10 protein-coding genes are annotated in these 14,796 nt (G+C 30.2%); 7 read left to right on the forward strand and 3 right to left on the reverse strand.

What is annotated here, in order from left to right; translation table 11 throughout:
- Positions 1–134: 134 nt before the first annotated feature.
- The 3 genes from WG950_RS04290 to WG950_RS04300 form a co-directional block, all read right to left on the reverse strand.
- Entirely contained in the window at positions 135–1,112 is a 978-nt protein-coding gene (locus tag WG950_RS04290; RefSeq protein ID WP_340934321.1) for a Gfo/Idh/MocA family oxidoreductase, read from the reverse strand.
- Positions 1,102–2,970 carry a sodium:solute symporter gene (locus tag WG950_RS04295; protein ID WP_340934323.1) on the reverse strand — a complete coding sequence of 623 codons (1,869 nt, stop codon included), beginning with the start codon at positions 2,968–2,970 and terminating at the stop codon, positions 1,102–1,104. Before WG950_RS04295 ends, WG950_RS04290 begins: the two co-directional genes overlap by 11 nt.
- A 218-nt stretch (positions 2,971–3,188) precedes the next feature.
- Positions 3,189–5,708, reverse strand: coding sequence for a PIG-L family deacetylase (locus WG950_RS04300; protein WP_340934325.1), 2,520 nt, complete (start codon positions 5,706–5,708; stop codon positions 3,189–3,191).
- Between the two features lie 178 nt (positions 5,709–5,886).
- Between WG950_RS04300 and dnaN the strand changes: the two genes are divergently transcribed.
- The 7 genes from dnaN (at position 5,887) to WG950_RS04335 (ending at position 14,790) form a co-directional block, all read left to right on the forward strand.
- The gene (gene dnaN, locus WG950_RS04305; RefSeq protein WP_340934326.1) at positions 5,887–7,005 is read left to right on the forward strand and encodes a DNA polymerase III subunit beta; all 1,119 of its coding nucleotides are present in this window, start codon (positions 5,887–5,889) and stop codon (positions 7,003–7,005) included.
- A gap of 69 nt (positions 7,006–7,074) precedes the next feature.
- The gene (locus WG950_RS04310; RefSeq protein WP_422894381.1) at positions 7,075–7,668 is read left to right on the forward strand and encodes an ACP phosphodiesterase; all 594 of its coding nucleotides are present in this window, start codon (positions 7,075–7,077) and stop codon (positions 7,666–7,668) included.
- A complete protein-coding gene (gene ggt / locus WG950_RS04315) occupies positions 7,668–9,353 on the forward strand; it encodes a gamma-glutamyltransferase (RefSeq protein ID WP_340934327.1) in 1,686 nt (561 codons plus the stop codon). The genes WG950_RS04310 and ggt overlap by 1 nt, the downstream gene beginning before the upstream one ends.
- A gap of 10 nt (positions 9,354–9,363) precedes the next feature.
- Positions 9,364–10,137: a hypothetical protein gene (locus WG950_RS04320; RefSeq protein ID WP_340934328.1), complete on the forward strand. Its 774-nt coding sequence runs from the start codon at positions 9,364–9,366 to the stop codon at positions 10,135–10,137.
- A gap of 4 nt (positions 10,138–10,141) precedes the next feature.
- Positions 10,142–10,558 (forward strand): VOC family protein, encoded by a 417-nt coding sequence (locus WG950_RS04325; RefSeq protein WP_340934330.1) that lies wholly within the window; start codon positions 10,142–10,144, stop codon positions 10,556–10,558.
- 72 nt (positions 10,559–10,630) lie between these two features.
- A complete protein-coding gene (locus WG950_RS04330; RefSeq protein WP_340934332.1) occupies positions 10,631–13,870 on the forward strand; it encodes a S41 family peptidase in 3,240 nt (1,079 codons plus the stop codon).
- A 59-nt stretch (positions 13,871–13,929) separates the two neighbouring features.
- Positions 13,930–14,790 carry an RluA family pseudouridine synthase gene (locus WG950_RS04335; protein WP_340934335.1) on the forward strand — a complete coding sequence of 287 codons (861 nt, stop codon included), beginning with the start codon at positions 13,930–13,932 and terminating at the stop codon, positions 14,788–14,790.
- The last annotated feature ends 6 nt before the right edge of the window (positions 14,791–14,796 follow it).

Raw genomic sequence — 14,796 nt, forward strand, 5'->3', positions numbered from 1 at the left:
ATTTCACTAAAAACAAATATCAAATTTCTTGTTAATAATTCACTGAAAATCAATATTTTAAGAATAAAAACATTGCTATTTCAACTTATAAAAGTCAATTGTTGTGCCAAAGGATATTTGCACTTTAAAAACTACTACGATTTATAAGTTAAACCAATTGTATTTCGAACATTATCTAAGGTTTTAATTAAAGTTTTAGAAAAATCAAAAGTCATAATATCACTTTGCTTTTTCCCTTCTCTTAAAAGTTGATTAAAGTGTTCTATCTCGAAATTAAAACCAATGGTATTGTAATTAAAATCGATAACTTCTTCTTTATCATCTACAAAAACACTTACAGTTGTAGGCTCGTGAAAACGCGTGTTTATTTTAACAATGGCTTTGTCAAATGTAAAAATTGCTTCTGTTGGTGTTTCTTCTAAGAAAGTACTTTTTAAAGATGCCTTTGCATTTTTATAATTAAAAGTCATATAGCATTCCGCATCTGCTCCATTCTCAAAAAAAGTAGCATCCGCAGTAAAATTATCTGGCGTACCCAAACTAGATAATGCAGCAAATACAGGATAAATTCCTATATCCAACAAACTTCCTCCGCCAACTTCTTTTTTAAAAACCCTACTTTCTAAGTTGTACTTCGGATGAAAACCAAAATCTGCTTCTAAGTGAACCAATTTTCCGAATTTTTCAGTTTTAACAATATCTAAAACATATTTATAGTGGGGTAAAAAGCTAGTCCATAAGCCTTCCATTAGCAAAACATTATGCTCTTTAGCCACAGAAATCATAGTTTCTACTTCTTGCAAGTTCATGGCAAAAGGTTTTTCACATAAAACCGCCTTTTTATTTTGTAAACAAAGTATTGCATGCACTTTATGAAAACTATGCGGCGTTGCAATATAAACAGCATCTATGGCATCGTCTTGGGCTAATTCTAAATAAGAATTGTATGCTTTTTTAGCATTAAACTTCTTAGAAAACTCATTCGCTTTTTCTTGACTTCTAGATGCCACAGCTACTAATGCTGCGGCTTCAACCTTTGCTAAATCTGTTGCAAATTTGTTTGCTATTTTTCCAGGGCCAATAATTCCCCATTTAATAATTTTATTTTTCATCTAATGCAGTTTTATCAATATTAAAAAATCCTAAGAAAAAGAAGAGTACAATTAGCGTAACTACATGTGTAATACTTAACGACACATCGTTTAAAATATCATAAGAAATTTTAAAAATTGCTAAAGAAGTAATCAATAAAATTACTTTACTTTCTTTGTTTATTGCATTAAAAACAAAAAATAAAGAAAAGAACAACACCAAAATACAACCTATAAAATTTAACCATAAATAGCTAATAATAGGTTCTAAACCTGCAGCTTCTAATTTGTAAATTCCGAAATAATAAATAGAACAAATTAAAATTTGAGTAATTACAGCGGCCTTAAAAACTGCATTTCCGTTTACTTTTTTAAAGAAAAAAGCTAATAAGAAAATACCCAAAACATTTCCGTAAAAAATAGAACCAATAATATTTACTAACTGTATTAAATTATCGAATAAATTGGCAACACATGCAACGGATATTGCAATTAAACCCCAAGCTAGTGTAAACCATTTCGATGCTTTTACATAATGTTCTTCGCTCTTATTTTTACTTACATTTCTTTTGTATAAATCTATGGTGGTTGTACTTGCAAGTGCATTTAATTCTGATGCTGTAGAAGACATTGCAGCAGATAAAATTACAGCCAATAAAAGCCCAATTAAGCCTCTTGGTAAATTATTTAATATAAAATGGATAAATACATAATCTTTATCGTTGGTTTCAATTTGATCATTAATCTTTTTAATAACATCTTTTGATGATGCTTTTAATGCCAAATCTTTTGCATTTAAAGATTGAATTTCCTCTTTTTCATCTGCTTGAAAACCATCAGCAAAAATTATTTTTTTTGTATTTTCTATTGCTATATGTTCGTTTTCTAAAGCTTTGTATTCTTGTTGATACTTAGAATTTGTTACAGCGTCATTAACATTGGGATTAAAATTTAATGGCGATGGATTAAATTGGTAAAAAACAAAAACCATTACACCAATTAATAAGATAAAAAACTGCATTGGCACTTTTAACAAGCCGTTAAAAATTAAACCCAACTGACTTTCTCTAACCGATTTACCCGACAAATAACGTTGTACCTGACTTTGATCTGTACCAAAATAAGAAAGCATTAAAAATGTTCCACCTAAAATTCCTGTCCAAATTGTATAACGATTGCTTAAATCCGAAGAAAAATCTAGCACTTGCATTTTATTACTTGCACCCGCAATTTCTAAGGCATTTGTAAACGTAATATTAGCCGGCAACTGACTCATTATCATAAAAAATGCAATTAGCATTCCTATAAAAATAATTATCATTTGTTGCTTTTGCGTAACATTTACAGCTTTTGTACCACCAGAAACGGTATAAACTATCACTAAAAATCCTATAATAATGTTTAAGGTTAGTAAATTCCAACCTAAAACCGCACTTAAAATAATTGCCGGTGCAAAAATGGTAATTCCTGCAGCCAAACCACGCTGAATTAAAAATAGAACAGAAGCCAAACTTCTTGTTTTTAAATCGAATCTACCTTCTAAAAACTCGTATGCTGTATAAACTTTTAGTTTATGGTAAATTGGTATAAAAACCAAACAAATAATTATCATAGCAATTGGCAATCCAAAGTAAAATTGCACAAAACCCATTCCGCTATTAAAAGCTTGCCCCGGTGTAGATAAAAAAGTTATTGCGCTTGCTTGCGTTGCCATTACAGACAAACCTATTGTCCACCATTTAGTGTCATTTCCGCCTTTAATATAGTCGGTTACATTTGCATTTTTTCTTGTAACATATGTACCGTAAGCAACAATAGAAATTAAAGTTACAGATAAAACAATCCAATCTATGGCGTGTAATTTGCTATCAATATCCATAGACTAAACTGTAAAATAATTAGTGATAAAATAAAATGCAATTATGTAAATAACATTGGCAATTAACACCAACGAATATTCTTTTTTCCAGGTATGTTTTTGTTGTTTCATTCTTATTTTTTTTTGAAGCAATTTCCTGCTTTCGCTACTCGCTGTTTCGTACCTCAACGAGCTCAAACAAACCGCTCAATCAGGGCTAGATTTCTTTGCTAACTTATTTATTGCTTAATTTTATTTTTTACTTCTATATTACTTTTACCAACAGACAATAAATTTGCAAATAATTTATAAGCGCCAGAAACACCTGCAGGCAATTCTCTAAAGAAACTTAAACCTGTGTAAATGTAATTTCCTTTACCATACTTTGCTATTAACAAACTTCCTTTTTTTGCTATTTCACCCTTGTCTTGCATAGATAATATTGGTGTAAATTCTTTGCTCCAAGAGTTCGGAAAATACAAACCTCTTTCTTGTACCCAACCCTTAAAATCGTTTTGAGTAATTTTATTTGGAAAATTTAAAACCGGATGCTCTTTTTCTAAAACAGTAACTTTAGCAAATTCATCTGTAACTCTATCTCTAGATAAATTTAACTCAAAAGGTGCAGCAACATCAACATTTCTATTCGTGTTATACTGTACAATCATGTTACCACCTTTTTTTACATAATCTAATAAAAATTTTTGCTTAAATTTTAATTCTTTTACAACGTTGTAAGCTCTAATCCCTAGAACAATTGCATCATATTTATGTAAGTTTTTATCATTAATTTCTAAAGGATTTATCATTACAACATTGTAACCAATTTGGTTTAAACTTTCTGGCACAACATCACCAGCACCTTTAATATATCCTATATAATTACCAACTTTTTTAATATTTAATCTTACAATTTTTGCTTCAGAATTTAATAAAACACTTTGTTTTGGTATATGATTGTAATTAATTTCTACCAATTCTTTGTCAAAAACTTTTCCGTTAGAAGTTGCCATCACTTTTAATTTACCTTCTGCTTGGTTTTTTGGTGGTGTTACCTTAAAAGTATATGCATTCTTATCATTTTTTTGTTTGATTGCAAAATCAATATATTTTGGTGAAACTGCCCAATTTAAAGGCACTTCTAAACTAAGTTTTCCTTTAACATTATTAGCGCCAGCTCTAACCTCTACAACAACATCTTTAGCAATATCATCAGAAAAAATAAGCACCTTATCTTTTAGTTTTGTTGTAATTTTAGGTAGAATCTCAAAAGGCTCGTAAATTTCTCCTTTATCTCTTTCTGCATATCTTCTCACAACATTTTTAGTAAATGTTATTGGATTACCGTCAATCATTAAATTAAACAATACTTTTGTTTCTCTTGGTGTTTCTGGCTTACCAATTAAATTTTGATTCTCTACATAATACATACCTAAAGTTGCGTCTTTTCTTAACCAATAAGGATCTGAATATGTATTTGTTTTTAAAGTAATTGTCTCTTTAAAATTAAGTTTTTTATTAGTTACTAAATCTATCTCTTTTTTAACTTTTTTATTATCAATACTAGAAACAATTGATACTAACTCTATTGAAAAATTACTTCTATTTAATACTTCGAAATTTAAATTGATAATACTATTTGGTGTTGCAGAAGAACTTTCTGCAGAAGCTTCTAGATACAAACCTGCACAAGCTTCTATAATTTCTTTTATCTGTTTTTTCTTAATTTCTCTCCAGTGATTATCTGTTAATTTATCTATTAAACCATAAGCTTTCATTAATTTTGGCAAATGTTTTTCTGGATTCACGAAATCAAAATTCTCTTCAATTTCATATAAAATTTCACCAATTTCACCTCCTCTATTTAAACGGTTCCATGTTGTGTTAATTCCAGAAAAAATATCATTCTTATCCTTTAATTTATCACCTTTTAAAAATTCTACATATTCTTTTTGAGAACCTCTAGTTGTTAATCTACCAAAACCCTGACACAAATGTTGACTACTTGCTAAAGATGCTAATTCGTTGTTAGACATCCCTTTTAAAGGATAATAAGTACCCACATCAAAAGATGTTAACTTTCCTTCTGTTGCATTTTTAAAATCTGCTTCATTTTTATAAAACCAAGAAGATGTATTAAAAAACAAACGCTTTGGTTGCCAAGTTTCTGTATATTTTAGTTGATTTTTATAAACAGAATTATCTCCTGCCAAATCAAAAGCCTCTACACTTAACATTGCAGAAGTTGTGTGATGCCCGTGTGTTGTACCTGGCGTTCTGTGATTAAATCTATTGATTATTACATCTGGTTTAAAATTTCTAATTGCCCAAACAACATCACTTAAAACCAATTCTTTATTCCAAATTTCTAATGTTTCATCTGGATGTTTGGAGTAACCAAAATCGTTTGCTCTAGAAAACATTTGCTCGCCACCATCTACATTTCTTGCTGCTAATAATTCTTGTGTTCTAATTACACCTAACAATTCTCTTATTTCTGGGCCAATTAAATTTTGTCCGCCATCTCCTCTAGTTAAAGATAAATAACCTGTTCTTGCTTTTACATTGTTAGCTAAATAGGCAATTAAGCGTGTGTTTTCATCATCTGGATGCGCAGCAATATATAAAGCAGTTCCTAAGAAATTTAGTTTTTCAATCTTTTCAAAAATTTGATTTGATGTTAATTTTTGTGGTTTTTGAGAAAATACAGAAATTGAAATCAGTAAAAAAGCAACGGTTGTAAGTAAAAATTTATTCATATTTATAAATTAGTCAGTGTAACAAAAGTAGTTTTTTAAAAATCAAATTAAATCTTGTTAACATAATTATAACGTTTCAAAAATCATCAATAAAAATGCTAATAACCTGTTAATAAAATAATTTTTAAAGTCACATATTTAGAATATATTTGTAAATCAAATTAAGAAAACATATTACATGAAATTTATTGTATCTAGTTCGCAATTATTAAAACAATTGCAAGTTTTAGGAGGCGTTATAAATAGTAACAATACTTTACCAATTTTAGATAACTTTTTATTTGAATTATCTGAAAATGAACTAAAAGTTTCTGCATCAGATTTAGAAACAACAATGAGTTCTGTGGTAGAAGTAGAAAGTGAAAGTTCTGGTTCTATTGCTGTATCTGCTCGTTTGTTATTAGATACTTTAAAAACTTTTCCTAACCAACCGTTAACGTTTAAAACAGAAGGTGATAATACAATTGAAATAAGTTCTGATCAAGGTAAATATGATATGGCTTATTTTGGTGGAGATGAGTTTCCGAAAGCGGTTTCTTTACCGTCGCCAAATAAAACGGTTGTTCCTGCAAGTATTCTAGGAACGGCTATTTCTAAAACAATTTTTGCGGCAGGTAACGACGATTTAAGACCTGTAATGAGCGGAGTTTTCTTTCAGTTTAGCTCTCAAAGTTTAACTTTTGTTGCTACAGATGCTCATAAATTGGTAAAATATTCTAGAACAGATGTTACTGCAGATCAAACAGCAGAGTTTATCATGCCTAAAAAACCTTTAAATTTATTAAAAGGAATTTTAGGAGGATCGGAAAGTGATGTAACTATTGAATATAATGATGCAAACGCTAAATTTACCTTCGATAATGTGGTTTTAGTTTGTAGATTAATTGATGGTAAATACCCTAATTACGAAGCGGTAATTCCTAAAGAAAATCCGAATAAATTAACTGTAGACAGAGCTTCTTTTTTAAACTCTGTAAGACGTGTTTCTATTTTCTCTAGTAAAACTACACACCAAATTCGTTTAAAAATGGCAGGAACAGAATTAAATATTTCTGCAGAAGATTTAGATTTTGCAAACAAAGCCGATGAGCGTTTAAGTTGCGATTATCAAGGTGATGATATGCAAATTGGTTTTAACTCTCGTTTTTTAAGTGAAATGTTAAACAACTTAAGCTCTAACGAAGTTTTAATTGAAATGTCTTTACCTAACAGAGCTGGTATTTTAACACCTATTGATGGTACAGATGAAGGTGAACAAGTTACAATGTTGGTAATGCCAGTAATGCTAAATAGTTAGTAAAAATTACTTTATAATATATTAAAACCACAACTAAATAGTTGTGGTTTTTTTGTTTACTTTTAAAAAATGAATTTTCTAGCACACCTCTACTTATCTCAAAACAATAAAAATATTATGATCGGTAATTTTATTGCAGATCATATTCGTGGTAATAATTACAAAGAGTTTTCTAAAGAAATTCAACAAGGTATATTTTTACATCGCGAAATAGACACTTTTACAGATGCGCATGAAGTTGTTAGAAAAAGTAAGCGAAGATTACACCCAAGATACAGACATTATAGCGGTGTAATAATCGATATTTTTTATGATTATTTCTTAGCAAAAAACTGGAATGATTATTCTGAAATTCCGTTAGAAATCTACACAAAGTCTATTTATCAATTATTTAATGAAATTAAAGAAGAACTTCCTGTAAAATCTCAAAACTTCATAAAATATATGATTGAATATGACATTTTATTCAATTACAACAATAAAGCAGGTATTGCAAAGGTTTTAAACGGAATGAATACTAGAACCAAAGGAATATCTCAAATGAATTTGGCTATTGAAGATTTAGAAGTACTAGAAAATGAATTACAAGAAGACTTTACTGCATTTTTTCAAGATTTAATAGCATTTACAAATATCAAATTAAAAGAAATTAAAGCAATCTAATGAAAAAAAAATCCTTATTAATTATAGCAGTTTTTATCTTACTTTTTTGTGCTTGTAAAAAAGATAAAACTGTAGGTTTTATTGCAGAAAAAGCAATGGTTGTTTCTGCAAGAGAAGAAGCTTCTAAAATTGGTGCTGCAATTTTACAGAAAGGTGGTAACGCATACGACGCTATGATTGCTACACATTTGGCATTAGCAGTTGTTTATCCTGTTGCAGGTAATATAGGCGGTGGCGGCTTTATGGTTTATAGAAACAATGATGGCACAACTGGTGCGTTAGATTTTAGAGAAAAAGCACCAATTACAGCGCATCGAGATATGTATTTAGATTCTGTTGGCAATGTTATTAAAAACAAAAGTACTTTGGGCGCATTTGCTGTTGGAGTTCCGGGATCAATTGCCGGAGTTTTTGAGGTTTATAATAAATTCGGAAGCCTTCCTTTTAAAGACTTGATTCAACCAGCAATCGATTTAGCAATAAACGGAATAACGGTAACAGAAAAGCAAGCAAAATCTTTAAACAGCGCAACAGAAAGGTTTAAAAAGGTTAATAATTATATTACCGTTTTTGAAAAGGAATGGAAAAAAGGCGACATTTTAAAACAGGAAGAATTAGCACAAACTTTAGAACGTATTCGTGATTTAGGTAAAGATGGTTTTTACAAGGGTAAAACTGCATCTTTATTTGTAAATTATGTGAAAGAATTAGGCGGAATTATATCTCTTGAAGATTTAGAAAAGTACAAAGCAATTTGGCGTAAACCAATAACTTTTAATTACAAAGATTTTAAAATTACTTCTATGACTTTGCCTGCAAGTGGCGGTATTTGTTTAGCGCAAATTTTAAAAGCTGTAGAGCCTTATGACTTATCAAAAATAGAACACAATTCTACAAAATACATTCAGCTTTTAACCGAAGCAGAAAGACGTTCTTATGCAGACAGAGCTAATTTTTTAGGTGATATCGATTTTGTAAATGTACCTGTAGATAGTTTAACAAATGTAAAATATATCAATAATAGAATGAAAAGTTTTTCTTGGGATAAGGCTACACCTTCTTCAGAAGTTTCTCATGGTAAAATTATAGGTTATGAAAGTGATGAAACCACTCATTATTCTATTGTAGATCAATTCGGAAACGCTGTTTCTGTAACCACAACGCTAAATACTGGTTACGGTTCTAAAGTTGTGGTAAAAGGTGCTGGCTTTATTTTAAATAATGAAATGGATGATTTTAGCAGCAAACCTGGTGTACCCAACGTATATGGTTTATTAGGTTCTGAAGCCAACTCTATTGCACCAGAAAAAAGAATGCTAAGTTCTATGACACCAACTATTGTAGAAGAAAATGGTAAATTAAAAATGGTTGTTGGTACTCCTGGTGGTTCAACAATAATTACTTCTGTTTTGCAAAATATTTTAAATGTAACAGAGTATAAAATGGGTATGCAAGAATCTGTAGATCAACCAAGATTTCATCATCAATGGCTGCCAGATGTAGTTCGAATGGAACCAAACGGATTTAATGAAGAAACAAAGGCTAAATTAGAAACTTTAGGCTATAAAATTCTAGAAAGAAATTCGTTAATAATTGGTAGAGTTGACGCTATTTTAGTTTTACCAAACGGAAAACTAGAAGCAGGTGCAGATAAACGAGGTGATGATGCCGCAGCAGGATTTTAAATAATTAAGTATGCAGAAATTTTTATTACTTTTTATAATTGCTCTTTTTTTTACAAATTGTAAAAAAAATGAATTTTCCATAACAAATATTAAAGAGTCTAGCCCTAAATATCCAACACTTATTTATGAATTTCCACTTCTAAACGGATCAGAAGAAATTGCAAACAAAATTAATAGAGAAATTGCAAACGAACTTTTAGATATTAATTTAAACGATAAGTATAAAAGTATTTTTGAAAATATTTGGGCTACGGAAAATAAACCAATGTCTAGACTTTCTTTCTTAAACTATAAAATAAACACTTTAAACCAAAACCTCTATTCTGTAACTTTTTATTCCGAAGGTTGTGGTGCCTATTGCGAAGAGTTTAATATCTCTTATAACTACAACCTACAAAACGGTAACGAATTAACTTTGGATACAATTTTAACATCAAAAGGAAAAGACGATTTAATTAAAATTTTATCCGTTAAAAAAAGAAAGAAAATAGAAGATTATATTTTTCATTTAGAAAATGAAGAAGCAACCATCGAAGACAAAAAAATAATTAATGAATCAATAAGGCTTTATAAAGATTGTTTAACCCGACTACCTTATAAAACCCTAGATTATATCGACTTTAAAATTAAAAAAGATTCGATAATTTTAGAATCTGGCAGATGCTCTAATCATGCAATGAGAGCGTTAGATGACTTAGGTAATTATTCGTATGCACTCCATATATCAGACATAGAAACATATTTAAACGAATACGGTCTTAACACATTAACTAATCAAAATTAAAAAAATGATTCAACCATTCCATTTAGCAATTCCTGTTCAAAACTTAGAAAAATGCAGAACTTTTTATAGAGAAATTTTAAATTGTGAAGAAGGTCGAAGTACAGAAAATTGGGTAGATTTTAATTTCTTCGGACACCAGTTAGTCATTCATCAAAAAGATGGCTTTAACCCAGAAAGAATTTCTAATCCTGTAGATGGTCACGATGTTCCTGTTCCGCATTTCGGAGTCGTATTATCTTGGGAAGATTGGCAAAATTTATCAGAAAGATTAAAAAAACACAACACTAAATTTATTATTGAGCCTTGTATCCGTTTTAAAGGCGAAGTAGGTGAACAAGCAACAATGTTTTTTCAAGATCCAGAAAAAAATGCTTTAGAATTTAAAGCTTTTAAAGACATGAGCCAGTTATTTGCGAAGTAAGTCCGTTTTTTTTTATGATTTATTTAAGTTTGATTTTCTGTATCTTTAATGATTCAATCAAACTTTATTCTCATGAAAAAAATTACACTTCTTTTTTTTGTAATTCTCAGTTACACAAGTTTTTCACAAGGCACACGATTATTAAGGCAACCTACTTTAAGTAACAATCAAGTTGTTTTTGTACATGCTGCAGATTTATGGAAAGTTTCTATAAATGGCGGCAATGCTATTCGTCTTACCAGTGATGATGGTTATGAATCTAGTCCGAAATTTTCTAAAGACGGACAATGGGTTGCTTTTACGGCTCAATATGATGGTAATACTGATGTTTATGTTGTTTCTATTAACGGTGGCGAACCCAAAAGATTAACATATCATTCTGCTTCAGATAATGTGCAAGGATGGACGCCTGATGGAAAAATCTTATTTAGATCTAACAGAGAAAGTAGGCCAACGCAAACTAGTAAGTTTTATACAATTTCTATAGATGGTGGTTTGCCAGAAGCCTTCGATATTCCGAGAGCTGCTTATGGTGAAATATCAGAAGACAATAAATACATTGCCTACACACCAATTACAAGTTGGGATGCAGAATGGAGAAATTATAGAGGTGGACAAGCAATGCCAATTTGGATTGTAAATTTAAAAACTAAAGAATTAATAAAAACACCACAATTAGATAGCGAAAGACATGTAAATCCTGTTTGGTATAATGGTGATGTTTATTACATTTCAGAACGAGATTATACAGCAAACATTTGGTCTTACAATATTAAAACTAAACAAGAAACACAAGTTACATTTCATAAAAAATTTGACGTTAAAAACATTGATGCCAACCAAAATGGTATTGTTTATGAGCAGGCTGGTTTTTTACATTTGTTAAATCCAAAAACTAAAGAAACCAATCAAATTGTAATAAATGTTAAAGGAGATTTAAACTATTCTAGAACAAGGTGGATGAATGTTTCTGGCAGAAACTTAACCAATCCTAATGTTTCGCCAAAAGGTAAAAGAGCCATTTTTGAATATCGAGGAGAAATTTTTACAGTACCAAAAGAAAATGGTACTTGGCGAAATTTAACCAACTCTTCTGGTGTTGCAGACCGTTCTCCTATTTGGTCGCCAAAAGGAGATAAAGTTGCTTGGTTTTCTGATAAAAATGGTGAATATGAATTGGTATTAGCAGATCAAAACGGAAACAATCAAGAGTTTATAAAATTACCAAATCCTACTTTTTACTTTCAACCAGATTGGTCTCCAAATGGAAAATTTATAGCGTATACAGATACCAATTTTGTAATTTGGATTATCAATTTAGACACTAAGAAAATTGTAAAAGCAGATGCAGATGGTTTTGCGCATCCTAATAGAACCATGAATCCTAAGTTTTCTCCTGATAGCGATTGGATTGTGTATGCAAAACAAAATGATAACAGCTTTAAATCGATCTATGCTTATCAATTAAGTACTAAAAAAACGGTTCAAATTACAGATAAAATTGCAGATGCAGTTACACCTGTTTGGGATGCTTCTGGTAAATATATTTACACTTTGGCAAGTACAAATTACGGTTTACAAACGGGTTGGTTAGACATGTCTTCTTTCGACCCTAGCGTTACAAGAACGTTATACACAATTGTTTTAAATTCTTCGGATAAAGCTCCTAATCTTCCAAAAACAGATGAAGAAGAAGCGCCAAAATCAAAGCCTGATGATTCTAAGAAAGAAAACAAAAAAGATAATGTTCAGAAAACTATAATTGATGAAAATGGAATATTTGATAGAGCTGTCGCTTTAAATTTACCCGCTAGAAATTATGTTGGTTTATTAAAAGGGCCAAAAAATAAAGTTTTTGTTGCTGAATCTATCCCTAATTCTAGAGGTTTAACATTACATAGTTATGATGTTACCAAAGAAAAAGCAACAACTTTTGCTACTGGTGTTTCTTCTATGAAAGCATCAAGTAACGCAAATTCTATTTTATTATCCAAAGGAAGTAACTGGAGCATCAACAAAGCTAGTGCAGCAAAAGCTAGTAAAGAAAACTTAAATACCAATTTAAAAATAAAGGTAGATCCAAAAGCAGAAGCACATCAAATTTTTAAAGAAGGATGGCGTTACATGAGAGATTTTCTTTACGTAGATAATGTTCATGGAGCTCCTTGGGATGATATATACAAATGGTATTCTCCGTGGATAAATGATGTAAAACATAGATCTGATTTAAATTATGTTGTAGATATTATGAGCGGTGAAGTTGCTATTGGACATTCTTATGTTTCTGGTGGAGATTTCCCAAATATTAACAGAGTTGGTGTTGGTTTATTGGGTGCAGATTTAGAAAAGAATCGAGGTTTTTATCAATTTAAGAAAATTTATAAAGGCGAACGTTGGAATCCGAATATTTATGCTCCTTTAGGTTTACCTGGTATCAATGTAAATAAAGGTGATTATTTAGTTGCTATAAATGGTGTAGAATTAACTTCGGATATGAATCCTTATAAATTATTAGAACAAACTGCGGGCAGAGAAATTTATATCAAAGTAAATAACAAACCTTCTCTAAAAGATGCTAGATCAATTTTAATTACACCAACAGCAAGCGAAAGAGGTTTAAGAAATATAGATTGGGTAGAAAGTAATCGTAGAAAAGTTGATGAATTATCTAACGGAAAATTAGCTTACGTTTATGTACCAAACACAAGTAATCCTGGTTTTACATCCTTTAATAGATATTATTTTTCTCAGCAAGAAAAAAAAGGAGTTGTAATTGACGAAAGAAATAATGGTGGTGGTTCCGCTGCAGATTACATGATAGATATTATGTCTAGAGAAGTTGTTGGTTATTTTAATAGTAAAACAGAAAGTAGAAAACCATGGACAACTCCGATGGCAGGAATTTGGGGACCAAAAGTGATGATTATTAATGAAAGAGCGGGTTCTGGTGGAGATTTATTGCCATATATGTTTAAAGAGAAAAACCTAGGACCATTAGTTGGTACAAGAACTTGGGGTGGTTTGGTTGGTACTTGGGATACTCCGCAATTTATTGACGGCGGAAGAATGGTTGCACCAAGAGGTGGATTTTACGATGTTGATGGTAATTGGGCTGTAGAAGCAGAAGGTGTAGCGCCAGATATCGAAGTTCATCAAACTCCCAAAGAAGTTTTATCTGGTAAAGATCCTCAATTAGAAAGATCAGTAACAGAAGCTTTACGTTTATTAAAAGACAATGAGTTTATTTTAAAACCAGAGCCAAAAGCACCTATTCGCTCTAAAAGACCAAAAGGATATCAAAAAGACAATTAAAATGATTAAAATAATTCCCACTTTTGTGGGAATTATTATTTTATAAAAACTTTTATGTATTGAATTTACTAGAAACCCATTTTGTAAAAAAATTAGAGAAACCGATTCGTTTTCAAGAATACAGCGTCGGAATATTTAATGCTATACCAACAAAATCAGGAATTAAAAAAGCTATTAAAAAAGGACATATTTTTATTGATGATAAAATAGCTACAACTGGAATATATATTTTGGGAGGAGAAAAAATAGATCTTTATGAATCTGAAAACACTTCAACTTTTGAAAGATTAAAACTAGATTTAGAAGTTTTGTTTGAAGATAACTATTTAGCTATTATTTACAAACCTGCAGGTATTTTAGTTAGCGGTAACAAATTTGTAACTATTGCAAATGCTTTATCGCAAAACCTTATTAAGAGTTCGCTTGCAGATGCAGTAAAACCGCAACCAGTTCATAGATTAGATTACCCAACTAGTGGATTGTTATTAATTGGCAAAACAAGTTTATCTATTATTGAACTAAGTAAATTGTTTAAAGAAAAGAACATCAGAAAAACATATTTTGCAGTAACAATTGGTAAAATGAACGCTAAAGGTTATATAGACAAACCAATAGACAACAAAGAAGCTTTTACAAATTACGAAGTTTTAGAATCCGTAATTTCTAAACGTTTCAATTTTTTAAATTTAGTAAAACTTCAACCAGAAACAGGTAGAAAACACCAATTACGTAAGCATTTATTTTCTTTAAAAAATCCTATTTTAGGAGATAAAGAGTATTTTCTACAAGATAAAATACTAAATGGAAAAGGTTTGTTTCTACACGCAGCAACTTTAGATTTTACACATCCGTTTACGAAAGAAAAAATTACTATTTCGAAAGAATTACCCAAAAAGTTTAGAAAAATTTTCTGTCATTAAAAATCT

The organism is Polaribacter marinaquae, assembly GCF_038019025.1.
Taxonomy (GTDB): Bacteria; Bacteroidota; Bacteroidia; order Flavobacteriales; family Flavobacteriaceae; genus Polaribacter; species Polaribacter marinaquae.

What these genes read in the sequence shown, in the direction of transcription:
- WG950_RS04290 (WP_340934321.1), bottom strand. Translation starts at nt 1,112, where the DNA reads ATGAAAAATAAAATTATTAAATGGGGAATTATTGGCCCTGGAAAAATA.
- WG950_RS04295 (WP_340934323.1), bottom strand. Translation starts at nt 2,970, where the DNA reads ATGGATATTGATAGCAAATTACACGCCATAGATTGGATTGTTTTATCT.
- WG950_RS04300 (WP_340934325.1), bottom strand. Translation starts at nt 5,708, where the DNA reads ATGAATAAATTTTTACTTACAACCGTTGCTTTTTTACTGATTTCAATT.
- dnaN (WP_340934326.1), top strand. Translation starts at nt 5,887, where the DNA reads ATGAAATTTATTGTATCTAGTTCGCAATTATTAAAACAATTGCAAGTT.
- WG950_RS04310 (WP_422894381.1), top strand. Translation starts at nt 7,075, where the DNA reads ATGAATTTTCTAGCACACCTCTACTTATCTCAAAACAATAAAAATATT.
- ggt (WP_340934327.1), top strand. Translation starts at nt 7,668, where the DNA reads ATGAAAAAAAAATCCTTATTAATTATAGCAGTTTTTATCTTACTTTTT.
- WG950_RS04320 (WP_340934328.1), top strand. Translation starts at nt 9,364, where the DNA reads ATGCAGAAATTTTTATTACTTTTTATAATTGCTCTTTTTTTTACAAAT.
- WG950_RS04325 (WP_340934330.1), top strand. Translation starts at nt 10,142, where the DNA reads ATGATTCAACCATTCCATTTAGCAATTCCTGTTCAAAACTTAGAAAAA.
- WG950_RS04330 (WP_340934332.1), top strand. Translation starts at nt 10,631, where the DNA reads ATGAAAAAAATTACACTTCTTTTTTTTGTAATTCTCAGTTACACAAGT.